Origin of the sequence: Nonomuraea sp. NPDC050680, from assembly GCF_040654555.1 — a bacterium.
GTDB lineage: Bacteria > Actinomycetota > Actinomycetes > Streptosporangiales > Streptosporangiaceae > Nonomuraea.
On sequence record NZ_JBFAIF010000001.1, the window covers coordinates 856,549 to 879,915 of the forward strand.

The window sequence follows — 23,367 nt, forward strand, 5'->3', positions numbered from 1 at the left end:
GGTCAGCTCTCGGGCAGGAAGGCGGCCGTGGCCGCGCGGGAGAGGATGCCTTGCGTGGTGGCCGACAGGCCGAGCCGGTTCCAGTGGAAGATCACGACGTGGGTGAGGAGTGCGCGCAGCCCGCGGTCGAGGCGACCTTCGGCGGCGGCTCGGCCGAGCTGGTTGCCAGTGGTCTGCCACGCGGTGAGCCAGGGCGCGGCGAACGCGGCAGTACCTCCTGGGGCGAACGGTTCGCTGTCGGGCTGTGCGGGTAGGGCCAGCAGCGTGCGCACGTTGGCGGTCAACTTCTCGATGCGGACGGTGTCGGCCTCGGTGGGTGCGGGCCGCATCTCGGCCACCCGGGCGAAGACGTCGCCGCGCTCGAACCAGTCCAGGCCCGCCGCCTGTAGCAGAGCGTTGACCAGCACAATGGACAATTCACGGCGGCCGAGATCCGGAGTGCTCTGGCGGGCGTAGTCGAGAACGCCGCGGCTGTCGGCACAGAACAGGTCATGCGCGGCCTGCACCCCGGCCGAGCCGCCGAACGCGGCGGTTTCAGGCTCGTACACAGTCGGCCACCAACGGGTGAGCGCCCCAGCGGAGGTCAGCTCGTCGAGCACCTGGTCCACGGTCGGGATGTCGGCGTCGCGCAGGCGCAGCCGCCAGCCAGGGGGCTTGCGCAGAAACCACCACCCGGAGATCGCCCCGCCTGCTTGCAACTGCTCCAGGCGCGGCGCGAGCTGGTCGGCGCCGGCCAGCTCGGCGGTGTCCCAGCCGGGGAATTGGACGCGTAGCTGGTACCAGCCAGCCTCGGCGCGCCGTTCGAGCGCAGTGAGCCCGGCGGCCTGGTACACGATGGCGGCTTCATCCAGATCGACCGGATCCACGCCGACGTCGGCGGCGGCGGTGTCCAGGTCTGCCCCTGTGAGGAGGGCGAGGACGCCGGCGGCGAGTTGGTGCGGCGCGGCGGTGGTCAGGTGATGAGGAGGCATGCGTCCCATCCAGAGCGTGGGGGTGTGTTGTGCCGTGCGGTTTCCAGGGCCAGGTCCACCCCGGCGGGCCCGTCCAGCAGCCCTTCGGCGTCGTCTTGGCAGGTGGCCGCGTGTTGTGTGAGTGCGGCTGCGAGTGCGGGGAGCCGGTCGCCGATCGCCGGGTTCGCGGCGTCGAGGGAGGCCCGGTAGGCGGTCTGATATACGCCGGCCATGCCGTGGCACAGCCCCGCCTCGCTGATGTCCTGGAGGTGTTGGTCGGTCAGGCATTCGGTCATGGCCTTCTCGGCGATCCCGCGCCGGACCGGGTCGTCGGTGGCGAGGGCGGCGAGTTGCTGGGCGCGGGCGATCCCGGCCGTGCCGTAGCACCACGACGGTCGACCAGGGCCGGGCTGGGTGGTGCGGCCGGTGCGGAGGTCATCGCGGGTCAGCCACTGCGGCCACCAGGTTCCGTTTGCCGAGTCTTGCCGCCACCGGTCGAACCAGCCGCCCAATGCCTCGATGGCGTCGGTTTGGCCGGGCATCGTGCAGCCGCGCAGGGCGGCGAGCGAGAGCAGGGCGAGCGGCCCGGCCGCGCCGTGCGCGAGGCCGAGGTTGATGTGCCCGCCGGGGGTAGGCGTGAGCGGATCCGGGTCGTGGTTGACCCACCAGCCGGGCAGCTCCACGCCATCCACGCGGCGCGGTTTGGCCAGCCAGGTCAGGTAGTTCAGGACGGCGCCGAGTAGGTCACTGCCGGGCGCCCGCAGGAGTAGCAGCGCGCCGAGCCCGGTCAGCCCGCGGAACACGTCGTACTCGGCGAACGCGGCGGGGGCTCGTCCCCTCATCCGTTCGGCGGCGGTGGCCAGGCGGCGTTGGGCCAGCCGCGCGACGTGCTTGTCGAGGGTGCGGACCGCCGCCTGGTAGCGGGGGTTGCCTGTGTTGGCGGCGTGCAGGACGAACGCGATGGCCGGCGCCCCGTAGTAGAGCCCGGTGTGCTGTGCGCTGTCGATGGGTCCGGCGGTGGTCTGCCGGATGTGAGCGTGGGCGTTCGCCCAGTCTCCGGTGCCGGTCAGGGCGCGCTCGATGTGCAGGAGCGCGTTTGCGGCGGTCGGCTTGGTGAGGGATTGACTCGCTATCTCGTGTTCGCTGAGCTCCACCGGTTCGGGTGCTGGCTGGCTGTTCACAGAGCACCTGCCAGAGCGAGGCAGCGCAGGGCGGCCGCGCGGGCGAGGCGGCCCGTGGTCTTCTCGAACTCCGGGTCGACGCCGAGGGCGCGCACGTGGTGGTCGTGCAACAGGGTTCGCAGCACGGTGGCCGGGTCGCGCTGCTCGGCGAGGGCGCGGTGGTAGGCGGTCAGCGCCGCGTCGCGGGCCTGCCACGCGGCGGCGATGGCTTCGCCTCCCGGGTGAGCGCGCACAGCTTGGTAGCCGCCGGTGGGGTCGCCCCAACAGAGCGCGTGGTCGCGGAGCGTCCGATCGAGCGGGCCGGCCTGCTGTCTCAGGCAGCGGAGCAGCGCCCGGTAACCGGCGATGGTGTCGGGGGCGAACGCGGCGGCGAGGTGCGCCATGGATGCGGCGGCCAGCGCCTGGCCAGGCAGCCGGGCCGTGTCGCCCATCGTGATCTGCGCGATGGCGGCCTTGGTGTCGGCGGCGAACACCTGCTCGGCCGCCGCCAGTGCCGCGGCTTCGCCGTACCGGCCGGGCTGCTCGTGGCGGGTGGCGACGGTGAGCTGCGCGGGCATGCCGAGCGCCTCCAACCGGGCGGCGAACGCGGCCAGGCGCGCCGCGACCGGCCCGTACTGGGAGGGGTCTGCCAGGCGCAGGAACACGGCGAGATGCTGGTCGGCGTCGAGCCGGATCATGTCGCGGCTGCGGCGCACCCACCAGGAGGTGACCAGGTTGGCAAGCTCGTCGGCGAAGGGCGGCAGATGTCGGGCCAGGATGTCGTCGAATCGTGCCGGGTTGCCGACCAGGTGGGCGCACAGCAGTGCGGCGGCGCCCGGGGCCGCAGTCGCCGGGAGGCGGCATGGCGGCGGGTTGACCGCGGCCATCGGGATCAGCAGCTCGGCCGGTCGGCCGATCCAGTCCAACCCGTTCGGCGGGTGGTCTTCTTGCAGCTCGATCCGTCCAGCTTGCTCCAGCCGTCTTTGAAGCACGGCGCGGTCCATCGGCTGATCGAGGTCGAGCGGGAGACGCAGGTCCTCGTGGCAGAGCAGGACACGCGCCGGCATGCGCCACCGCTGTCGCCACGCCTGCAGCGCCGTATCCCAGTCCTGCCCGGTGCCAGGCACGTCGGTGGTGGTGAGGAGCCAGCGGGCGGCGGCCAGGATGGTTCGCCGGTAGCGGATGCGCGGCAGGTACGGCAGGGTACGGGCGGCGCCGTGGTCGAACGGCCTGTAGACGGCGCTGCGGGCATCGGCGGCCTCGGCGAGGAACCGGGCCAGCGGCGGAGTCTGGACGGTGGTGTCCAGCGCATGAGGGATGCGGGCTACGACGCGCCGGCCGGTGGAGCGCTGCACCAGGTACATGTGGGCCGAGTCGGCGGTGACCGCCAGGTCGTCGACGCCGATCGCGCCGCTGCCGGAGTGCTCGCCCAGATGCACGACGTCGGGGACCAGCGGCGGGACCCGCGTGAGGTTCTCGTTGCGGGAGCGGCGAGGCGGGAAGGAAAGCTGCACCGCCACGGCGTCATCGCCGATGTGCTCGGGGCCGGTGCCGTAGGAGGCGGCCAGCCGGGCACGTTCATCCTTGTCCAGCAGGTAGGCGAACCGCCCGGTCATGCTGGTGTGAGCGCGCGGGTTGGCGGTGATGCGCAGGTCGAACTCTCCGCGATCAATAGCCTCGGTGGAGGTGGCGGTCAGGCCGACACCGAGCTCGATCCGGTGTGGCAGCACCACGGTGCCCTGGTCGCCCACGGTCAGCGCGGCGACGTCCGCCTCCGTGAGCGTGACCTCGTCGGCTCCCGTCCTGGCGGCCTCCTGGATGAGGGCCAGGAGGGCGGCGTCTCGCTCGGTGAGCGTGCGCCAGGTGGGCCGGGCGCGGGGTGCGCCGAGGTAGCCGCCGGGGAAGCCGAGCCCGGAGTCGGCCACCAACTCCTTCACCGGGACCAGGGCGCCAGGGCCGTAGCGGGTGAGGAACCGCGCGTGGTAGTCCATCCATGCCGTGCGGCCGAAAGGCTCCGTGGACAGGCGCAGCAGGACGGTGGCGGCTCGGGCGGCCTCCTGCAGCACGACCTCGGGGACGGCGATCCGGACGTCGAGGGTCACATCGGTGACCAGCCCGGCGCCCGGGGCGAGCGCAGCCATCTCCACGCGGGTCGCGGTGCGGAGCGCGGTGGCCCGCTCTGGGGCGGTGGTGTTGTGGCGCGTCAGCAGGTCGCGGATGCGTTCGAGGTGGCGTAGCAGCCGTGCGACGTCGGCCAGGTCGCCGCCGCCCGCGTCGTGCAGGACGTCGATCAGGTGTTGAAGCGGGTCGGCGGCCGTCATCGGCGGACGCAGGTTGGTGATCAGAATGCGCTGGTCCACCAGCGTGTGCAGTAGGGCGAGGATCTTCCCCGGCGAGGTGTCGGGGAAGCGCGCGGTCAGCTCGGCGGCGAGCTGGTCGAACCGGATCGGTGTCGCGGCTGCGGCGAGCGCGATCCGCACGGGCCGGGTCAGACGCACGGACACCTCGCGCATCGGGCCGGGGAGCCGGGCGTCGCCCTGTGCCCGGCTGGCCACGATGAAGCGGCCGTCGCGGGCGATCCCGAAGCTGTCAGCGATCACCGTCAGGCGTGGCCGCAGGCCCTGATGCCGCTCGATCTGATCGGTCAGGTGGGTGACCCAATCAGCGTTCACCCGCGCGAACGCGTGGTGCTGGGTGCCGATGTCGGCTCTGGCGGGCCCGATGGCGGCGGTGGCGACTCCGGCGAACAGCCCGAACGGGGTCGGGCGGCGCTGCCAGCGCAGCAGGTAGGAGATGGTGGACATGACGGCTCGGCGCACGTCGCTGCTGGGCGGCGCGGCAGCGATGAGCAGGCCGTCGACGCAGGCACCGAGATCGGGACTGGCCATCTGCAGGGCCTCGCGCACCTCGCCGCGAGTCCACACCTTCGCCAGCCATGTCCGGCCTGCCTGCTGGACGGCGGCGGGGTCGCGCAGGTTGAGGTGGGTGGGCAATTCGAGGTTGCCCGGGTCGGTGCTCGCTCGCACCATCACCAAGCCGGTGTGCCGGTAACGCGGGGGGACGCTCATTGTGATCCCTCTGCTGGGTCGGTGGTGAGCCGCGCGGTCGGCGCCCACACGGGATCGTGGGCGCCGGCGGCAGAGAGTGGTTCAGGAAGGGTCGTTGGAGCTGGTGGTGCACGCGCTGGTGCTGCACGAGGTGCCGCACCCGTCGCTGGTGTCGCACATCATGATCACCAGCGGCGTTGCCGCTTCCACGACGCGCATGTCCAGCTCGAACTCCTCGTCGGCCACGAGGTCTGCGGGGTTCAGGACGTCGGTGGCGTCGAGGGTCAGCGTTGGAGCCATCGGTTCACACTCCTCACATCGGGTTGGGCGTGGGGCATCCTGGCCCGTCTGACCTGCCGATCAGCCGGTGGGCCAGGAGATCGTGACAAGACCGTGGGTCTTGTGGAGGGCCGCCGTACCCTCGGGCAGGTCGGCGGGGGTGTAGCCGGTGGGCCAGTAGGCGAACGTGGGCTCCGGCCGGTTCCTGGCTTGCTCGTCCCACGCCCGGATCTGTTCGACCATCGCGGTTGCCGCCTCCTGGCCGTGCGGCCCGTAGGCGCGGGCGCCGAACTCCGCGCCTGCGCCTTCCAGTGCGGGCCGCACCGACAGGTAGGCGAAGGAGTCGCCGCGCACGCCGGCGAACGGGAACCACGACTTGCGCTCCTGGGCCAACTCGGTCCCCTCGTCGACCGCCAGCCGGCAGAAGCCGGGCAGGAAGCTCGCGAACCACAGGTGAAGGTCGGCGAACGACACGCCGTGCTTGATCGTGACGCCGGACCACACCTCGCTGCGCTCGCTGGCCAAGACGCCGTCCAACAGTGCGGGATCGTCTGGCGCCCCGTCGTCGAACCGGAGCGCGACCGCGTGGCCGTTCGCGTCGGGCAGCCGGAACTCCCGGTCGATGTGCCGACCGGCTCCCTGCATCGGCACGAAGCCGCACACCACGGCGGACGTACTGGCCAGGTGATCGTTCGTGCGGCGGAATGCGATGGAGCGGCTGACGCCGTTCATCCGCATCGGCACCACGAGCGTGCCGTCAGGGGCCAACTGGCGCAGCCAGGCCGGAGACAGGTCCCACGCGCCGACCGTCACAATGGTCGCGTCGAACTGCTCGAACGTGGGGATCTCGTGCTCAGCGTCGACCGCCATCACGCTGACCCGGTCCGCGTACCCGTTGGCGTCCAGGAGCTCGGCGGCGCGCTCGGCCACCGCCTCATCAATATCGACGCTGACCACGTGCCCGTCCGCTCCGACGATTTCGGCGATCATCGCGGCGTTTACACCACCGCTGCCGATTTCCAGCACGGTCATGCCCGGCTCCAGTTCGGCCTGCTCGATCATCGCCACCTGGATGTACGCCGCGCTGACGGAGGAGATGGCGATGCCGTGCTCATCCCTCTTGGTCACCACCGCGCTATCGACGTGGTAGGTAACGTCCAGCGGGGTGTCGGCCGGCACGAACGCGTGCCGTGACACCGTGCGGAACGCCGCTTCGACCGGGGCTGATTTGATGTACCCCGCCGTCTTGAGTTCGTCGGCGAGCTTGTCCCTCAGTTCAGCGGCCCGAGCCTCGTCGATGTTCATGTCACTCACCGGTGATCTCCTTGTTGTTCGTCTTCTGGTCGGGCGGGGGCTTCACGGAGGGGTCGGTGGGGCGGGGTTCACGCTGGCCGGGGCCGGTAATCGCTGTCCACTGGACACGCCGGGCGCTGGGATGCGCCGTCCCCTGGGGGCAAGGCTGCCGTCCAGCGCGTCTCGGTCGACCACGCACCCACGCGGATGACGGCCTGCGTGAGCAGCAGAACGGGACGCTGCCCGCGACAGTCCTCGCGCCGCCGAACACCAGCAGCAGCACCAGTCCCGCAACGATGAACGGCCGCACGAGCCCGGGACGGAGGGTGGCGTCGGCTGGTAGGTCGGGCGCCCAGGGGTCTCCGTAAACGAGCAAGACAAGGTCCATGTGGATCCTCCGGGATCCCCCCGATCACGCGGCTGCGATGGGGCGGCCGTGGAACGGCGGCGGGGGGACGCCATTCCACGGCCTTTCGTCGCCCCGACCGGGCTCGCCGAGGCGGAACCGCCGTGGGTCGGATCAGGGCGATGGTCGTCGGCCCTCAGCGGGAAGGAACGTCGCGGGCTCGTCATGACGCATCCACCGCACCGGCGCCGTCGAGGAGAGCGTCGTACTCCGGTACTTCTCCCCGGCGCCGATGCTCTCCACGATGCTCCTCCACGAGAGCCACGTAAACCGTGACCGCGGCTTGGTGAACGCCACGTCCGATCTCCTCGTAGCCGTCAGCGGCCTGGCGCAGCACCACGTATTGGCCGCCCTCCGACGCAAGCTCGTACAGGCCGCAGCAAGACATGACTCTGGACCGCAGGACGCTGCCATTCGGGGCGTAGGGCTGCCACTCGGCGGGCCGGGCCGCGTCGGGTTTACCCCGGCGCGATGGGCGGGCTCGTGGTGTCATCTGCTGTCTCCGCGCTCGATCTGGCCTGGGACGGTGCCGATCGAGCGGTAACCGGCGGCGCAGTCTCGTAGCCGGCCGGGACGGGCGCATGGTGCGGGATACCGATGCGGAGCATGGCGAGCATGATGGAGTCCATCGGCGTCGACCTTTGGTGCAGTAGGACGTTGTCCGCCCTGTGAGTAGGGGCGAGGAAGACGGCGGGCGCAGGGCTGCGATGCCCGTCTTTCTCGCCCCGGCCGTCCTGCTGGCGGACTGCCAGGCTCGCGCAGGGATGGGGACGGCACTGAGGTGGTTCTCACCGCCCGCAACTGGATGGGGCCGAGTCTTGGCCGGTGAGCTGAGGCGGCGCGGGTCAGTCTGACGGCGCTTGGATTCGGGACCTGGCCCGCGCCGGAGTGCGCAGCCGTCCAATGAGGTAGCCCTCTCCGCCTGCCGGACCGCGCTGAGACGTGGCGTTGGATTCCCGTCTGCGCACGGGATCGCCTGCCTGGCTGTCACGTCTCGCTTGTTCACCCGAACACCTCCTGGAGGAAGCCGGAGGGTAGGTGGACGACCTTGGGCGGGTGCGCCGGGATGGCTTCGACCATCGCCTCCAGCAACACCTGGTCGACGTTGATGACGTTGCGCCGCAGCTCGCGGAGGCTGCGACCCTCTACCGGGGTGTTGACGTCCATCGCGTAGGCGGGGAACGCGCGGAACCGGCGGCCCCAGGGCTCCCACATCACCTGCCAGCGGCCGCCCCACGACTCCTGCGACTGCGCGGCCAGGACCCGGGCCTTCTCGTCGCTCAGCTCCTCGGTGGTCTTGTCCACCGTCATGCCACGGGCACGACGCTGAAGGTCGGCTACCTGCCTCCTCGCTACCGCATCGGCAGCGGCCTCGGCCTCACTGGCCCGCATGGGTTCCTCCTCGAGAGCAGGGACGATGTGATGGCGCAGGCCGGGCGATAGGCGACCGACCCCGGCCTGCGCCGGAAAAGCGCGGTGCGACGGGGACGACTACACCGGGCCGCCCGCGCTCGGCGTGGCAGCACAGCGTGCCGCACGCCTGTCTTTGTGACTGGTGGCTGCTATGCCCGGCTCAGCCGCTCTGCGGGGTGTCCGCCAGGTCGATGAGGAAATGCGGCACGTCCGGGTCGGGACGCCGTGACATCTCCTCAGCGCGGTCGATGGTCCGGATGACGCCCGGGTTATGAATGTCCCAGTTGGCGGAGGAGGCGGCCGTACGGAGAGCTCCACGCACGAACAGCAGCCGCGCCCCGATCGCGTTGAGCTGTTCTCGCCGCCGAACGGCGATGTGCTTCCCGCCCAGGTGGTGCGCAGTGGGTAGGACCACCCCGTAGACGTTGGACAGGAGAAGGACATCCAGCAGCCCGGCGAATGCCGGGGCGTGCGCCGATTCGGTACCTCGATCGGTGAAGATGCCGCAGAGCTGCAATTCGTGCTGCTCGCAGTATTGGGCAAGGGCCACCGTCAGCGCTGCTTGCCGCTCGGTTGTCGAGCGATGCAGCCGCAGGTACCCGTAGACGATCGGGCCGTCCACTTCGTGTTGTTCGGTGAGTATCCACAAGATAGCCGTCCTTACCGTGGTCGGGGCTGATGGCCCGCACTTCGAGCATGACCAGCTCCGGCCCGGCTGGATACGACCCGCTGTCGCACTTCCGTTGCACTTCCGTAGGTCCTCAGTACCGCTGCGTGCTTCCATGGCCGTGGAAGGGAGCAGCGACGTGACGACCGTGCATGAGTGGACCGGGCTCGAAGCGCATGCACTTCGTCTTGCCTTGCGGATGAGCGTGCGGGCGTTCGCCCAGCACCTCGGCGTGGCTCCCCGCACCGTGGCGAAGTGGGACCACCTCGGCCCCGCCACTCGGCCACGCCCCGACACCCAGGCCATCCTGGACACCGCACTCGCTCGCGGGAACTCGGCGACCCACCTGCGGTTCGAGACCCTACTCCTGGAACTCGGCCAGGACGTGGACCAAGGGCTGCGAGTCACACGCGTGGGACCACGGGCCTGGGACTACGAGACATGGACCGACGACCTTGACCGGGCCGTGGTCGCCCTTAGCCGCCAAAGCTTCAGCTACGCCGCCGACCTGCTGAACCGATGGCTCACCCGCTACGACCCACACGTCCTGGACGACAAGGGCCTGTACCTGTTCGCACGATCCACGACACTGCTCGGCGACCTCCAACGCGACCAAGGCGCAGTCGCCGGCCCCCTGTCCGCCCGCCGCTCCTACCTCAACGCTCGCTCGATCTACAGCCAGATCGACATCCCCCGCCGCATCGCCCAGCTAGACCTTTCGCTGGCGGTGGTCGCCGAGATGTCGGGCCGGTTGGACGAGGCAGCCCGGGAGTATGAGGCACTGGCGGTGGATGACCGCCTCTCACCACGCGACCGGACGCGAGCCCGGCTGTGGGTCGGGACCGCCCTGAGCAAGAACGACAAGAACGACTACGCCGCCCGCCTGATGACGACCGCCATCCGCGAGTTCGAGAGCCTCGGTGAACCCGAGGACTGGTCCGTCGCGCACCAGAAACTCGCCCTGGCTCACCGCGGCACCGGCAACCTCTCGGAGGCGCTACGGCTGATCGACCTCGCCCGCGCCACCGCCGTGACCGATGCGCCCATGCAGCGGGTCCGATTGGAGACGGCTTACGGGCACATCCTGCTTTCCGACCGGGCCACCGTGGATGATGGGCTGATGATCCTCGACCGCGCCGCACGCGAGGCTGCGCAGCACGGGCTCGCGCACCAACTGCGCAGCATCGAGGGCATCCAGCGGACCATGCAGGGGGAGAGCCGTCTCCTTCTGCCACGGCGATCAGGGAGCAGCCGAGTGAGCGTCAAGCAGCAGGTCATCACCGACGAGCAGTGGGGGCACGCCCGCGCGATCTGGGACTACCACCAGATGCATCACGATCTGCGCCGGTGCGATGTGGCCATCGGCCTAGGCAGCCATGATCTCGGGGTCGCGCGTGCGGCGGCTGAGCTGTATCACGCCGGGCGGTTCCCGCTGCTCGTCTTCTCGGGCGCCACCAGCCCCACCACCGCGGCTCGCTTCCCCCGGGGCGAGGCCGTCCACTACCGCGAGCACGCGCTGGAACTCGGCGTGCCCGACGAGGCGATCCTGCTGGAGCCGAACGCGACCAACACCGGCCAGAACATCGGCCTGTCCCGCCAGGTACTGGCCGACGCGGGTCTCCAGCCTGGTTCGGTGCTCCTGATCTCCAAGCCGTACATGGAGCGCCGGGCGTACGCCACGGCGCGGAAGATGTGGCCCGAGGTGGAGGTGGTGTGCGCCTCCGAGCCGCTTGAGCTGGACAACTACGTCAGCTCGATCGGCGATCCGAAGTTGGTCATCGACATGCTCGTCGGCGACCTCCAGCGCGTGATCGAGTACCCCAAGCTCGGCTACGCCATCGAGCAACCCGTCCCAGGAGAGGTCCATGACGCCTACCAGGCTCTCCTCCGCGCCGGATTCGACAGCAGGCTCCTTATGCCCTGACCTGCCGTACGGCGAGGTGTGTGCCATCCACCAGCCCAACCTCTTCCCACGGCTGACCACCTTGGCGAAGCTGTTCACCGCCGACTACTGGATCGTCCTGGACGACGTGCAGTTCGCCCGCAGGGACTACCAGCACCGCGCACGCCTCGCCTCGCTCGACGGTTCGGGACAGCCGCAGTGGCTGTCGATCGCCGCCCATCTGCCGCATGGCCGCTCCACCACCATCCGCGGAGCGCGCCTGGCCGATCCCGCCCGCTGCCGCCGCCGCGTCGTCCAACTTCTCGCTGACCACTACCGGCACAGCCCTCACTGGCCGCCGTTCAAGCGGCGGCTCGAACCCGTGCTCGCCGCGTTCGCGCGTACGGATCGGCTGGCGGACGTGACGGAGCTGTCCACGCGCCTGCTGCTGGAGGAAGTCGGGTGGCGGGGACGGATCCTGCACAGCAGTGATCTGCTCGCGCGTGGTGAGCGCTCGCAGCGGCTGGCCGACCTGGCCTGGCTGACAGGCGCCGCGACCTATCTGTGCGGGACCGGAGGTATGCGATACCTGGCGCCAGCCGCTTTTCGGGTCCACTCGATCGAGGTTCTTCCGTTCCAGACCCCCGGATCGGGCATATGGGCAGCCGCCCGGGAAGTGAGCGCCGTACATGCCTTGATGCTGGTCGGATCATGTGCACTGCGGCGAGAGCTGGAGGGTCTGCGCGGACGGGTTTTGGAAAGCGATCCCCGGCCTGGCTGCTAGCCCGAGTACGCGACCTCATCGCTTCCGATATCAGCTCGCATACTGCGCTGGGCCCACCGCCGCCAGGGCAAGATCCTGTTTTACCGCACCGCAGGTGTGCGCCTCCCTTGGGCGATCTCAGCGTCCTACCCCCGCACATCGGGTTGTCGACCGCCCGAATGTGCCTGTGGACCACTGGCGACTTCTCCGACCAGCGCCCATGGCGGGCGATGGCTGACACCGAGGTCAGCGGAACGGCGGCCCAGCGGTCAGCAGCTGACATCGGATCGGGGTCCGCCCGTTCAGTGTGGCGGGCGAGGGCGCAGGATGCCGAGTCAGGGTCTTAACGTCGCCTCGATCACAGGGCAAGGCGGTCGGGCGAATTAGGCAGACCGCCTCCGGTTCGTGAAAGCGGAGCTTATCTTTCTGCCATGGATTCCCAAGAGCCATCGGGCGGCCAAGCCGATCAGCCGAGCCCTGCCTCCAGCTCGACGGCCAGTTCGCGTGGCTTCTGGCATGACAGAGGCCGAATACTCCGCGCCATCGCCTTCTTCACCCCTCCGATGGCTGCGGTTCTTCTGCTCAACCACGTAGTAAGGCAATGGGTTTTCGGAAACCTATGGGTGCTTGGCTTACCATTCATTGGCACGTTGGTCGCCCAGTTCTACAGGCGAGAGCTTCGGTGGGAACAGAGAGCAGACGCAGGCGAGGTGTTACGGGACGCTGAGGCTGCGCTTGCAGAATCAGAAGATCCTCTAGCACTACCAGCTTTGTGGGACGTGACCCACAAGCGACTCGACTACTACCACCAGATCGCGACAAGCCAAGCCCGCCGAAGCTTCTGGATGGCGCAGGTGGCCATGGCCGCCGGATTCATTGAACTCGGGGTGTTGGGCTACTTTGCCCTAAACGCGTCCACCCTGTCCGCGACCGTCGTGACGGGGGTGCTCGGCACTGCCTCAGCCGCCTTCGGCGCCTACATCAGCCGGACCTTCATTCGCTCCCAAGAATCCTCAGCTCTGCACCTGCGGGCCTACTTCAACCAGCCGTTGGAATTCTCCCGATATCTCGCAGCCGAGAGATTCCTCAACGCCGTGGGCGTTCTCCCTGAGGCCCAGAGAGCCACCGTCGTGGCAGATCTCCTGCATTCCATGACGACTCAGACGCGCGACGCGCAAGGAGAAACTACCAACACTGCTGAGGAGGAGTCGGCACGGGAGAATCGAGATTCGACGAACGTCCGCTAACTGCCAGGAGAGATGATCCAACGCAGGCGGCACCGGCAGTGGGCGGTCTCCACGGTCCGGGTAAGCCGCCGGCCAGCAGTGCGCTCCCGGCCAGGACGCCCCCGGCCTTCAGCAGGTCTCGCCGATCCATAGGGTGCCCCTCATCGTGAATAGATCGGAGGTGTTAGGCACCATGACGGTATTTTCGGCGTGGCGTGCGGTCAAGGCTCGGTAAAGGTCCGAGTTTCTGGCTTCTGCAACCGCTTGCCGAACTACTGAAGCGTGTTCATGGTCGGCCAGGGACGCGGGCTTGGGTGCCCGCGTCCCTGGCCGCTGTTTCCTCAGCGGGCACATCGGCCGGGGTGCCCGTGCTGTTTCCTCGGCCTCAGCGGGCGCAGGTCGTCAGGCCGGGGCGCCAGCGGCAGGCGATGGCGGCGAACCCGCCCTCCGCCTTGACCTCCACCGGCAGCGTGCCGCCGTTCACCACGTGCGCCTCACGGACCAGCCCGTCGGCGCCGTCCCCGGTCACCTCAACCAGCCACCGACCCCGCAGGAAGCCCGTCGGCACCTGCAGCGTCCGGGCCGCCCCGGAGACTCCGGCGCCGATGAACCAGCGGTCGCCGCTGCGCCGGGCCATCACCGTGTGGTCGGCCGGCTTCCCGGACAGCAGTCGCGTCTCGTCCCACACCGTGGACACCTGGCCGAGGAAGCGCTCAGCCTCTGGCCGTGCCTGGTAGGCCTCAAGCGACCCGGCCAGGTTCTCCAGCCCCGACTCGAACACCACCGACAGCGCCAGCTCGTGCGCGTCGGAGGTGGGCCGGCCGGGGCGCTGGAAGGCCATCGGCGTGTAGTCCATCGAGCCGATCTCGTTCCTGGTGTACGGCAGGGCCGCCAGGTGGCTGGTGGTCAGGTTCGACGACTTCTCCGCGCCGTGCACTCCTTCCATGCTCATCACCTGGGGCCAGGTGCGGTTGATCCCCTTGGGCACGGTCGAGCCGTGGAAGTTGACCATGAGCTGGTTGTCGGCCAGGTCGCGCAGCGTCCCGTCGTACCACTGCAGCCGCTCCTGCGCCTCGGAGTCGATGAAGTCCAGCTTGACACCCTTGACACCCCATTGGTGCAGCAGTCCGAAGCGCTGGACGCGCTTGTCGTGGGTGTCGAAGTCGGAGAATCGCAGCCAGGTCATGATGCCGACTCCGCGCGCCTTGCCGTACTCGACGAGCTCGGGGATCCAGGTGAACTCGGCCGTCCGATCCGTCCAGGCCCGCTCGCCGGTGACCGGATCGTCGTACCAGCCGGCGTCCACCAGCACGTACGGCCAGCGGTGCCGCGCGGCGTAGTCGACGAACTCCTTCTGACGCTCAAGGCTCTGCTGCACGCTCCGGCCGCCGGCCAGCCAGCTCCACAGCACCTTGCCCGGCTTGATCCACGAGGTGTCGGCGACCTGGGATCCGGGGGCGAGGTCGTCGACGAGGGTGGACTCGGTGACGGTCGCGAGGTCGCCGGTCACCATGACCCGCCAGGGCGTGGTCAGGCCGTGGTCGTAGGGGACCCGCGCGTCCCAGAGGGCGATCTTGTAGGTGTCCTGGTCGCGGACCAGGCGAGGACCGGTGTAGGAGCCGTTCAGCGCCGACTCGGCCAGCAGGAGGTGGTTGCGGCCGATCCCGAACAGGGCGGGCATCTGGTACTCGGCCGGGGGGACGTCGGCGTACTGGATGAACGGGTTCTCGTAGTCGCGGCGATATCCGGCCAGCCAGGCGGTGGACCCGGCGGGGACGGCGAACGCCGATGCCTCGCTGAGGACGGCGCCCGCGCCGGGCAGCTCGTAGCGGTAGGCGACGCCGTCGCGGGCGGCCCTGACGACCAGGTCGAGCTTGGCATCTGCGCGGCTGAAGCGGAAGCGGGTCTCGTTCATCACGGACAGGCGGTTGAGGCGCTTGCCGGCCGTGGTGGTGTACTTCTCGACGACCACGCGGCCGGAGCGGCCGGTCAGGCTCAGGCCGGTGGTGAGGTCGGCCTGTTCCGTGGTGAGGCCGACCGGGCTGGGTTCAAGTACGGTCGCGCCGTCCCGCGACACGGCCACGGACGGGCGGCCCTGCGGGTCGAGGTGGACGGTGGCGACGGGCCCACCTGTGGGGGCCTTGACGGTCCAGGTGTCGGTAGGGGCGGTGGCGGCGGGAACGGTGAGCAATCCGGCGAGCAGTGTGCCGGTGATGACCCAGTGCAACTGGTGCCTCCCGAGAGGGCTGGGGTGTGCAACCGATTGTACTGGTAATTAACTTCCTCAAGAATTGAATTGTCCAGCGGTGGCGTCGTGGTGCCTTTGAGGGCTGTGGGTCAGCACATGGTCCATGAGGTCGACTTGGAGCGCTGGGTCGGCGAGGTGAGCTGGAAGACGACCGTGTGCTTCGAACCGAGCTCGGGGGTGATCTGCTTCTTCGAGCCGAAATAGTCGCTTCGGCCGTAGGACGGGATCCGCCTGGAGCCGCTCTCGATCACCTGGCCGTCGACGAGCCACTGGTAGGAGAACGCGGCTCCCATCTCGGAGGAGTCGATGCCGACGCCGAAGCCCAACGAGCCCCTGTAGCAGGTGACGCCCGCGTCGTTGATCTTCGACGAGCCGGCGACCCGCACGTAGGCGAGGCTGAAGGAGGCGGCCTTGGTCCTCTTGCTCGCGGTCGGCGACGGTCGCGTTGTCGCCGGTTTCTTCGTCGCCGTGCTCGTGGGCGTGTTCCTGGGCGTGCTCTTAGGGGTGCTCTTGGGGGTGGGGCGGACGGGCGTGCGCTCCTGCGACGGCTCGGGGGTGCGGCGCGAGTGCGTGGGCTTGGGAGTGATCGGTGAGGTCTGCGGTTTCTTGGGCGCTGCGGTCTTTTTGTGCTTGGACGTAGTGGCGGAGGGGGATGCCTCGCTGGAGTTCGCGGCCAGAGCCGAGAGGGCTTGGCCTCCGTTCAGCGGGCCTTTCCAGATGATGACGCCGGCCGCCAAGCACACGGCAACCGCTCCGGAGACGCCCGCGACCAGCGGAAAGCGACGGCGTGGACGCTGACCGCCACCGGCCGGAGCGTGCCCCAGGCTGGGAGGGGCGTACCCGGAGCCGGGAGGGGTGGACTGAGCCGCTGGCGGCATGTGCTGGTTTCTGCCGCTGTTGGTCCCGCCGAGCAGGCGCAGCAGGACGTCCTGCATCCGTGGGCGGGCGGCCGGGTCCTTGGCCAGGCAGGTGTACACGACCGAGCGCAGCGGCTCAGGCAGGTCGCCCAGGAACGGCTCCTGGCTCAGGATGCGGTTGATGACCGCGGGCAGCGAATCCTCGCCGAACGGCGGCGTGCCCGTCGCCGCGTACACCATGACCGAAGCCCAGGCGAAGACGTCCGCCGCCGGGCCGACGTACGCGCCGGCGAGCTGCTCGGGGGCCATGTACGCGGGCGTCCCGACGACGCTGCTGGTGACGGTGACGGCGGAGTCGGCGACGCGGGCGAGGCCGAAGTCGACGACGCGCGGTCCGTCCCGGCCGAGCAGCACGTTGGCGGGCTTGAAGTCGCGGTGCACGATGCCCGCCTGGTGGATGGCGGTCAGCGCTGTGGCGGTGCTGACCGCCAGGCGCTGCAGGTCGCCGCCGCCATGGCGGCCCGCCTGCCGCAGGGAGGGGCCTTCGACGTACTCGCTGACGATGTACGGACGTCCGCCCATCGACGCGTCGAGCACCTGGGCGATGCAGAACGGCTCCACGCGCCGGGCCGCGGCGATCTCCTTGGCGAAGCGGTCGTCGCCGCCGACGGACTGCCGCAGCACCTTGACGGCCACCGGCCGCCCGTCCGGGGCCTGACCGAGGTAGACGATGCCCTGGCCGCCCTCGCCGAGACGCCCGACGATCCGGTAGGCCGCGATCGCCTCGGGGTCGCCGGGGCGCAGCGGTTCGGCATTCGGCATGAGTGGGGTGACTCCTGTGACGGCCGGAACGGACCCAACGCACCTTAACGGGATAGATCCCGATTTTCAGGTACGTTACGCGATCTCCACCGCGGGCGTCGTTGTAGTCAGTCAGAGGCGGTAGACCCGAGTTGCCGTCGCGGCGAACACGTCCCGGATCTCCTCAGCCGATCGGCCCGAGAGCACGTCCTGCCACGTAGAAAGCAGGGTGGGCAGGTCGGTCCAGAGCTTCTCGATCGGGAAGTTGCTGCCCCACATACAGCGACCGGAGCCGAACAGCTCCAGGCACGTGCCCGCCACCCGCTCGATCAACGACCGGTCCACGCGGTGCACGAAGGTGCCCTGGCCGGTGAGCTTCACCACGACGTTCGGCCGCTCGCCCAGCAAGCTCAGGCCACGGGTCCACTCCGCGACGGCCGGCGGCTCGGCCCCGACCAGCATTCCGGCGTGGACCAGCACGAACGTCACGTCCGGGAAGTCGGACACGAGAGCCGCGGCGTCCGCCATCTGGGCGGGGAACACCTGCAGCTCGAACAGCCAGCCCAGGTCGGCGAGCGCGCCGATGTTGCGCCGGAAGACCGGGTCCCTCATGCGGTCGGGGGCGGCGGCGAAGCGGAACTCCGGTCGTTCGTGCCAGTGCAGTTGCAGCCGGGTGCCGCGGACGAGCGGGGTCACGGCGGCCTGCCGGCGCAGGACGTCGGCCGCGCCCTCGTCGAACAGGTCGGCCGAACCCACCACCGCGGTGGGCCAGCCGGTCTCGGCGTGTACGTCGCGCAGCCACCGCACCTCGTCCACGGAGCGGTCGAGCGGCCAGTTGGCCTGCACGTAGACCGCCGAGGTGATGCCGCAGGCGGTGGCCTCCCCGGCGTACTCGGAAGCGGGGTAGTCGCGGCGGATCGGCTCATACGGGCCGAAGATGCGCGGGATCATCTCCCCCTGGAGCCAGGGCAGGTCGGCGGCCCGCCAGATGTGGTGGTGCGCGTCCACGATTCCGTCCAAATCTGATCCGTCCAAATCTAATCCGTCCAAAACTCGGCTCCCAGGGGTCGCGGGGTGGACCAGCGCCGCGCCGCGGTGTGGCGGGGGCCGGACAGGACGGCGGGGAGGCGGCGTACCTCCTCCAAAGCGGTGGGCAGATCGCCTACCCCGCCGAGGTGGTCCAGGCTCGGGAGCTGGGCGGCCATGGCGCGTGTGGCGGGGCGATAGGTCGGCGAGCAGGCCAGCGGGGACCACCAGACGAGCCGGTGGCCGAGCCGCGACAGACGGGCGGTGGCGCGCACCATGGGGGTGCAGTCGCCGCGTTCGAGCCCGTCGGACAGCACGATCACGAGCGCGCCGCGGGCCAGGGCCGCGAAGCGCGGGTTGCCCAGGAACCGCGCCAGCGCCGCGCCGATCGCCGTGCCGCCGTCCGCGTCCGTGACCAGCCCCGACACGGCCCGCAGCGCCTGGTCGGCGTGCGGATGCGACAGCGCGGCGGTGATCCGGGTGAGCCGGGTGCCGAAGGTGAACACCTCGGTACGGGCCGGGGCCGCGCGCAGCGCGGTGTGCGCGACGCGGAGCAGGTCCGGGGTGTGCAGCCGCAGCGAGCCGGAGACGTCGACCAGGATCAGCAGGCGGCGCGGACGCGGCGGGCGGCCGAGGCGGCGCAGCTCGATGATCTCCCCGTCGTGGCGATGGGCGCGCCGCCACGCGTGCCGCACGTCCAGCCGGTCCCCCGACCGGGCCGGGCGGCGCCGCCGTGACGGCGTGGCGGGCAGTACGGCGGGCCAGGCGGCTTCGAGTGTGCGCATGAGCGCGTGCCGCCCCTCGCCGGTCCGGCCGAACTCGCGGGTGCCGTAGGTGCTCAGAGTGCTGGCCTCGATGCCGTCGCCCGGCCGTACCTCACGCGGCGGGTCTTCCTCGCCGGGTCCGCCGGGGGACGGCGCGCCGCCGTCGTCGCCTTCGGGCGGTGGGTCGGCGAGCGCGGGGCCGCCCTGCCGGAACCAGGCGTCGAAGACCCGGTCGAAGGCGGGCAGGTCGCCCACGTCCTGGAGCAGGGTGATCCGGGCGTACCAGTACAGCGTGGTCAGGTCGGGCGGGGGGGACTCGGCGATCGCCCGCAGCAGGTCCGCGCGCTTGGTCGGCGCGGCGGGCACGCCCACGCCGCGCAGCGCGGTCAGGAACCCCCACAGATGGTCCGCGGCGAGCACGGCGGCGGCGTCTCGCTGCCGGAGGGTTCCGCCACCGGCGGCCACCGGGTCAGGCATCGTCGAACACCTCCTCCGCGTGCCCGAGGAGCAGCCGGGTGTCCTCCTCGTCCTTGATCAGCAGGCCGAGCGCCCGGCGCAGCGCCACGGGCCACGGGCTACCGCCCTCGGCCAGCGCCAGCGCGCCGCGCGCCCACTCCACCGACTCGGCGATGCCGGGCCGCTTGAGCAGCGGCAGCCGGCGTACGCGCTGCACCGCCCGTACGAGCCCCTCCGCCGCCCGCTCCTCAAGCCCGGGAACGGCCGCGCGCAGAATCGCCCGCTCGCGGTCCGGCTCGGGGAAGGCGATCCAGTGGTAGAGACAGCGCCGCTTGAGCGCGTCGTGCAGCTCGCGCGTGCGGTTGGAGGTCAGCACCACGATCGGCGGCGTACGCGCCCTTACCGTGCCCAGCTCCGGGATCGTGATCTGGAAGTCGCCCAGGAACTCCAGCAGGAACGCCTCGAACTCGCTGTCGGCCCGGTCGATCTCGTCGATCAGCAGCACCGCCCCCCGTTCGGCCTGTACGGCGCGCAGCAGCGGCCGGCGCAGCAGGAACTCCTCGCGATACAGGTCACCGACGTCCTGGCCACGGCTCTCGGCCACCCGGACCTGGAGGAGTTGCTTGGGATAGTCCCACTCGTACAGCGCCTGGCCGGAGTCCAGCCCCTCGAAGCACTGCAGGCGGATCAGGTCCAGGCCGGTGACGCGCGAGAGCACCGCGGCCACCTCGGTCTTGCCGACGCCCGGCTCGCCCTCCAGCAGGAGCGGCCGGCCCAGCCGCAACGCCAGGTGGATGGCCGTGCACAGCCCATCGTCGGCGAAGTAGCCCGCCCCCTCCAGCGCGGCGGCCAGCTCGCGCTCGCGCCAGAGCCCGGCGGCGGCGGTCACAGCTGGGCGTGCTCGGTGGTCAGCAGGTGGACGCGCTGGGAGGTGTGCGCGGCGGCGTCGGCCGCGGCGGCCTTGCCGTCCTCGGAGCCGAACGCGGTGGCGCGGGCGTCCTCGTCGTCGAAGTACAGCTCGTTCACCGAGTCGTAGGCCCCGCCGTCGCCGGTGGTGACGCTGACCGTGTACTTGCGCAGGCCGGGCAGTCTTTTGGCGAACTCGACGTGGTCCTCCACCACCCACTTGGCGAACTCCTCGTGAGACAGGCCCTCGGCCCGCTTGAGCAGGGAGACTACTTTCAGCATGATTCCTCCACTTTCAGGCGCAGGGCGTCGAGCCCGCGCAGGACGCGTTCGGGGGTGAACGGCATCGACTCCAGGCGCACGCCGCAGGCGTCGAAGATCGCGTTGGCGATGGCCGGGATCGGGGCGTTCGCCGTCATCTCGCCGATCCCCTTCGCGCCGTACGGCCCGTTTCCGGCGGGGCGCTCAAGGAACAGGCTGTGCTGTACGGGAATGTCGGCGGGGCCGGGCATCAGGTACCCGGCGAAGTCGCGCGGGCCGTGCTCGCGCGACGGGTAATAGGGCTCGGTGGTCTCGAACAGGGCATGCGACACGCCCATCCAGGCCCCGCCCTCCACCTGCTGCGTCGCCATGGCCGGGTTGAGCGCCCGGCCGATCTCGTACGCGTTGTACAGCTCCAGCACCTCCACCACCCCGGTCTCGTCGTCGACCTCGACGACGGCGGCCGTGCACGCGTGCGCCTGGCAGGAGTCGGGGTCCATCTCCCCCGTCTCGGGCACCGGCGCGCTCGGCTCCTTGAGATAGATGCCGCGGCCGGAGATCGTCCGCCCGTGCTTGAAGTGCGCGGCCAGCGCCAGGTCCGTGATGTGGATGCGCTTCTCCTCCGCGCCCTTGAGTCTGATGAAGCCGGTGCCGTCGGTCTCCAGGTCGGCGGCGTCCACCTCCAACTCCTCGGCGGCCACCTCCAGCATCACGCCGCGCGCCTCGGCCGCGGCCATGATGACGGCGTTGCCGACGCGGTGGGTGCCGCGGCTGGCGAAGGTACCCATGCAGTGCGGGCCGGTGTCGGTGTCGGCGGTGTCGACGAGCACGTTCCCGATCGGCAGGCCGAGCGTCTCCGCGGCGCACTGGGCGGCGATCGTCTTGATGCCCTGGCCCAGGTCCACCGAGGACAGCGAGATCACGAACGTGCCCGTGGTGGTGGCGTGGATCAGCGCCTGCGAGGGATCGCCACCCAGGTTCATGCCGGTCGGGTAGTTGACCGACGCGTATCCGCGCCCGCGCAGCTTCGCCATCGCTACAGCCCTTCTCGGGTCGTGGAGGACATGCGGCGGTACGCCTCGGGCAGCTCGTGCCCGGCCATCTCCGCCGCCTTCTGGATCACCTCGACCAGGGCCGTACCCTCGGCGACCTTGCGATGGGCCTTGAGATCTCCGTCGCGGTAGGCGTTGAGCAGGCGCAGCCGCAGCGGGTCCAGCTCCAGGGCGCGGGCGATCCGGTCCATCTGCGACTCCAGCGCGAAGTCGGCGATGGTCACGCCGAACCCGCGCATGGCGCTGGACGGCGTGCGGTTGGTGAACACACAGTGGCAGTCGGCCCACACGTTCGGGATCGAGTAGGGGCCGGGCAGGTGCGCGGCGGCCTTGGTGGTGCCGTACGGGGTGTGGCGGGCGTACGCGCCGGCGTCGACGTACAGCGTGACCTTGCGGCCGATGATCCGGCCGTCGGCCATCACCGCGTCCTTGATGTAGATGCGCTCGGCCGCGCGCGGCGAGGAGACCTGCATCTCCTCGGCCCGGTCGTAGACGAACTTGACCGGCCGGTCGGTCGCCATCGCGGCCACGCACGCGACCGGCTCGACCACCACGTCCACCTTGCCGCCGAAGCCGCCGCCGACCGTACCGCCGACGATGCGTAACTTGTTGAACGGCGTCTCCAGGATCAGCGCCGTGTTGTCCAGGGTGAAGAAGCACGCCTGGGTGTCGGAGTGGATGCGCAGCCGCCCATCGGCCTGCGGGACCACGACGCAGCCGGTGGTCTCGGCGGGAGCCTGCTCGATCGGCGCGGACTGGTAGCGCCACTCGAAGACGTGATCGGCCCGCGCGAACGCCGCCTCCACGTCGCCGAACCGGAGCCGCCGGCAGTGGTGGCCCTCGTAGATGAAGTGGTTCTGCCCGTGGTAGTCGTTGACCAGCGGCGCGCCCTCCTTCAACGCCTCCTCGACGTCGAAGACCGGCGGCAGGTCCTCGTAGACGACCCTGATCCTGGCCGCGCCCTCCAGCGCGGCCGCCTCGGTCTCGGCGACCACGGCGCAGATGGGCTCGCCGAGGTAGCGCACCTTGTCCACGGCCAGGATGGGCTCGTCGTCGGGCCCGACGCCGATCAGCTTGAGCGGGGTGTAGAGGTTGTTCGGGATGTCGGTGTGGGTGAGGATCCGCAGGACACCGGGCACGGCCAGGGCCTCGCTCAGGTCCACGTCCCGGATCCTGGCGTGGTGCCGGGCCGAGCGGTGCATCTTCAGGTGGGCGAGCCGCGCCGGGGCCACGTCCTCGAAGAACTCGGTACGCCCGGTGACGTGCCCCCGCGCGTCGGACCGCTGGACCACGGAGCCGATCACGGTGAAGTCGCCACCACCGTCCACCCCCGTGCCCGCGGCGGCCCGCTCGGCGGCGAACGTGCTCGTGTCGATGGGTGCCAGCCGGTAGGTCATCGCGTGACCGCCTCCTCCTCTTGCTGGGGCTGGGCGCGCCGGCGTCTGGCCGCCTCCAGGATGGCGATCACGATGGGCCGGTAGCCGGTGCACCGGCAGACGTTGCCCGATATCGCCTCCACGACGTCCTCCTCGCTCGGATCGGGATCCCGTTCGAGCAGCGCCTCGGCGACCATGATCATTCCGGACGTACAGAAGCCGCACTGGGTGGCGAAGCAGTCGACGAAGGCGCTCTGCACCTCGTCCAGCTCACCACCGGCGGCGACCCCCTCCAGCGTGCGAACCTCGCTGCCGGCCACGGTCTCCACCGCGACCAGGCACGCGACCTCGGGCCGGCCGTCGACCAGGACGGTGCAGGTACCGCAGGCACCCTGCGCGCAGCCACGCTTGGCCGCCGTGAGCCCCAGCGACTCACGCAGGCTCGCGAGCAGCGTGGCCCCCGGCGCGGCGATGAACTCCCGCCGCTCACCGTTGACGACGAGCGAGACGATCTGTGACGGCACGGTCCACCCC

20 protein-coding genes are annotated in these 23,367 nt (G+C 70.3%); 3 read left to right on the forward strand and 17 right to left on the reverse strand.

Annotated features, from left to right (window positions below):
- Nucleotides 1-2: 2 nt before the first annotated feature.
- The 7 genes from AB0H88_RS04075 to AB0H88_RS04105 all read right to left on the reverse strand — a co-directional run bounded on the left by AB0H88_RS04075 (nt 3) and on the right by AB0H88_RS04105 (nt 9,197).
- Complete coding sequence (locus tag AB0H88_RS04075; RefSeq protein WP_357641012.1) at nt 3-971, reverse strand: thiopeptide-type bacteriocin biosynthesis protein; 969 nt, start codon at nt 969-971, stop codon at nt 3-5.
- Nucleotides 953-2,131: a lanthionine synthetase C family protein gene (locus tag AB0H88_RS04080; RefSeq protein WP_357641013.1), complete on the reverse strand. Its 1,179-nt coding sequence runs from the start codon at nt 2,129-2,131 to the stop codon at nt 953-955. Before AB0H88_RS04080 ends, AB0H88_RS04075 begins: the two co-directional genes overlap by 19 nt.
- Nucleotides 2,128-5,178 carry a lantibiotic dehydratase gene (locus AB0H88_RS04085; protein ID WP_357641016.1) on the reverse strand — a complete coding sequence of 1,017 codons (3,051 nt, stop codon included), beginning with the start codon at nt 5,176-5,178 and terminating at the stop codon, nt 2,128-2,130. Before AB0H88_RS04085 ends, AB0H88_RS04080 begins: the two co-directional genes overlap by 4 nt.
- An 81-nt stretch (nt 5,179-5,259) precedes the next feature.
- Complete coding sequence (locus AB0H88_RS04090) at nt 5,260-5,457, reverse strand: FxLD family lanthipeptide (RefSeq protein ID WP_357641019.1); 198 nt, start codon at nt 5,455-5,457, stop codon at nt 5,260-5,262.
- Nucleotides 5,458-5,517: 60 nt separating this feature from the next.
- Complete coding sequence (gene fxlM / locus AB0H88_RS04095) at nt 5,518-6,741, reverse strand: methyltransferase, FxLD system (protein WP_357641996.1); 1,224 nt, start codon at nt 6,739-6,741, stop codon at nt 5,518-5,520.
- A 1,396-nt stretch (nt 6,742-8,137) separates the two neighbouring features.
- Nucleotides 8,138-8,527: a hypothetical protein gene (locus tag AB0H88_RS04100; RefSeq protein ID WP_357641021.1), complete on the reverse strand. Its 390-nt coding sequence runs from the start codon at nt 8,525-8,527 to the stop codon at nt 8,138-8,140.
- A 181-nt stretch (nt 8,528-8,708) separates the two neighbouring features.
- Complete coding sequence (locus tag AB0H88_RS04105; RefSeq protein ID WP_357641024.1) at nt 8,709-9,197, reverse strand: hypothetical protein; 489 nt, start codon at nt 9,195-9,197, stop codon at nt 8,709-8,711.
- Between the two features lie 157 nt (nt 9,198-9,354).
- On the opposite strand from AB0H88_RS04105, the gene AB0H88_RS04110 reads away from it, so the two are divergent.
- The 3 genes from AB0H88_RS04110 (at nt 9,355) to AB0H88_RS04120 (ending at nt 13,107) form a co-directional block, all read left to right on the forward strand.
- Nucleotides 9,355-11,139 carry a YdcF family protein gene (locus tag AB0H88_RS04110; RefSeq protein WP_357641026.1) on the forward strand — a complete coding sequence of 595 codons (1,785 nt, stop codon included), beginning with the start codon at nt 9,355-9,357 and terminating at the stop codon, nt 11,137-11,139.
- On the forward strand, nt 11,081-11,881 hold the full coding sequence (locus AB0H88_RS04115; protein WP_357641028.1) for a WbqC family protein: 801 nt from the start codon (nt 11,081-11,083) through the stop codon (nt 11,879-11,881). Before AB0H88_RS04110 ends, AB0H88_RS04115 begins: the two co-directional genes overlap by 59 nt.
- A 758-nt stretch (nt 11,882-12,639) precedes the next feature.
- On the forward strand, nt 12,640-13,107 hold the full coding sequence (locus AB0H88_RS04120; protein WP_357641031.1) for a hypothetical protein: 468 nt from the start codon (nt 12,640-12,642) through the stop codon (nt 13,105-13,107).
- On the opposite strand, the gene AB0H88_RS04125 is transcribed toward AB0H88_RS04120, so the two are convergent.
- The 10 genes from AB0H88_RS04125 to AB0H88_RS04170 all read right to left on the reverse strand — a co-directional run bounded on the left by AB0H88_RS04125 (nt 13,046) and on the right by AB0H88_RS04170 (nt 23,357).
- Nucleotides 13,046-13,237: a twin-arginine translocation signal domain-containing protein gene (locus AB0H88_RS04125; RefSeq protein ID WP_357641034.1), complete on the reverse strand. Its 192-nt coding sequence runs from the start codon at nt 13,235-13,237 to the stop codon at nt 13,046-13,048. The two genes, AB0H88_RS04120 and AB0H88_RS04125, sit on opposite strands and share 62 nt — an antisense overlap.
- Before the next feature lie 234 nt (nt 13,238-13,471).
- Nucleotides 13,472-15,313: a glycoside hydrolase family 97 catalytic domain-containing protein gene (locus AB0H88_RS04130; RefSeq protein ID WP_357641036.1), complete on the reverse strand. Its 1,842-nt coding sequence runs from the start codon at nt 15,311-15,313 to the stop codon at nt 13,472-13,474.
- Nucleotides 15,314-15,423: 110 nt separating this feature from the next.
- The gene (locus tag AB0H88_RS04135) at nt 15,424-17,013 is read right to left on the reverse strand and encodes a protein kinase (protein ID WP_357641038.1); all 1,590 of its coding nucleotides are present in this window, start codon (nt 17,011-17,013) and stop codon (nt 15,424-15,426) included.
- Nucleotides 17,014-17,124: 111 nt separating this feature from the next.
- Nucleotides 17,125-18,012, reverse strand: a complete 888-nt coding sequence (locus tag AB0H88_RS04140) for an amidohydrolase family protein (RefSeq protein WP_357641041.1) — start codon at nt 18,010-18,012, stop codon at nt 17,125-17,127.
- A 17-nt stretch (nt 18,013-18,029) separates the two neighbouring features.
- Nucleotides 18,030-19,259: a VWA domain-containing protein gene (locus AB0H88_RS04145; RefSeq protein ID WP_357641044.1), complete on the reverse strand. Its 1,230-nt coding sequence runs from the start codon at nt 19,257-19,259 to the stop codon at nt 18,030-18,032.
- Nucleotides 19,252-20,127 (reverse strand): MoxR family ATPase, encoded by an 876-nt coding sequence (locus AB0H88_RS04150; RefSeq protein ID WP_357641047.1) that lies wholly within the window; start codon nt 20,125-20,127, stop codon nt 19,252-19,254. The genes AB0H88_RS04145 and AB0H88_RS04150 overlap by 8 nt, the downstream gene beginning before the upstream one ends.
- On the reverse strand, nt 20,124-20,426 hold the full coding sequence (locus AB0H88_RS04155; RefSeq protein ID WP_357641049.1) for an EthD family reductase: 303 nt from the start codon (nt 20,424-20,426) through the stop codon (nt 20,124-20,126). Before AB0H88_RS04155 ends, AB0H88_RS04150 begins: the two co-directional genes overlap by 4 nt.
- Nucleotides 20,420-21,439, reverse strand: coding sequence for a molybdopterin cofactor-binding domain-containing protein (locus AB0H88_RS04160; protein ID WP_357641052.1), 1,020 nt, complete (start codon nt 21,437-21,439; stop codon nt 20,420-20,422). The genes AB0H88_RS04155 and AB0H88_RS04160 overlap by 7 nt, the downstream gene beginning before the upstream one ends.
- Before the next feature lie 2 nt (nt 21,440-21,441).
- Nucleotides 21,442-22,854, reverse strand: a complete 1,413-nt coding sequence (locus tag AB0H88_RS04165; protein WP_357641054.1) for a molybdopterin cofactor-binding domain-containing protein — start codon at nt 22,852-22,854, stop codon at nt 21,442-21,444.
- Nucleotides 22,851-23,357 (reverse strand): (2Fe-2S)-binding protein, encoded by a 507-nt coding sequence (locus AB0H88_RS04170; protein WP_357641056.1) that lies wholly within the window; start codon nt 23,355-23,357, stop codon nt 22,851-22,853. Before AB0H88_RS04170 ends, AB0H88_RS04165 begins: the two co-directional genes overlap by 4 nt.
- Between the last annotated feature and the right edge of the window lie 10 nt (nt 23,358-23,367).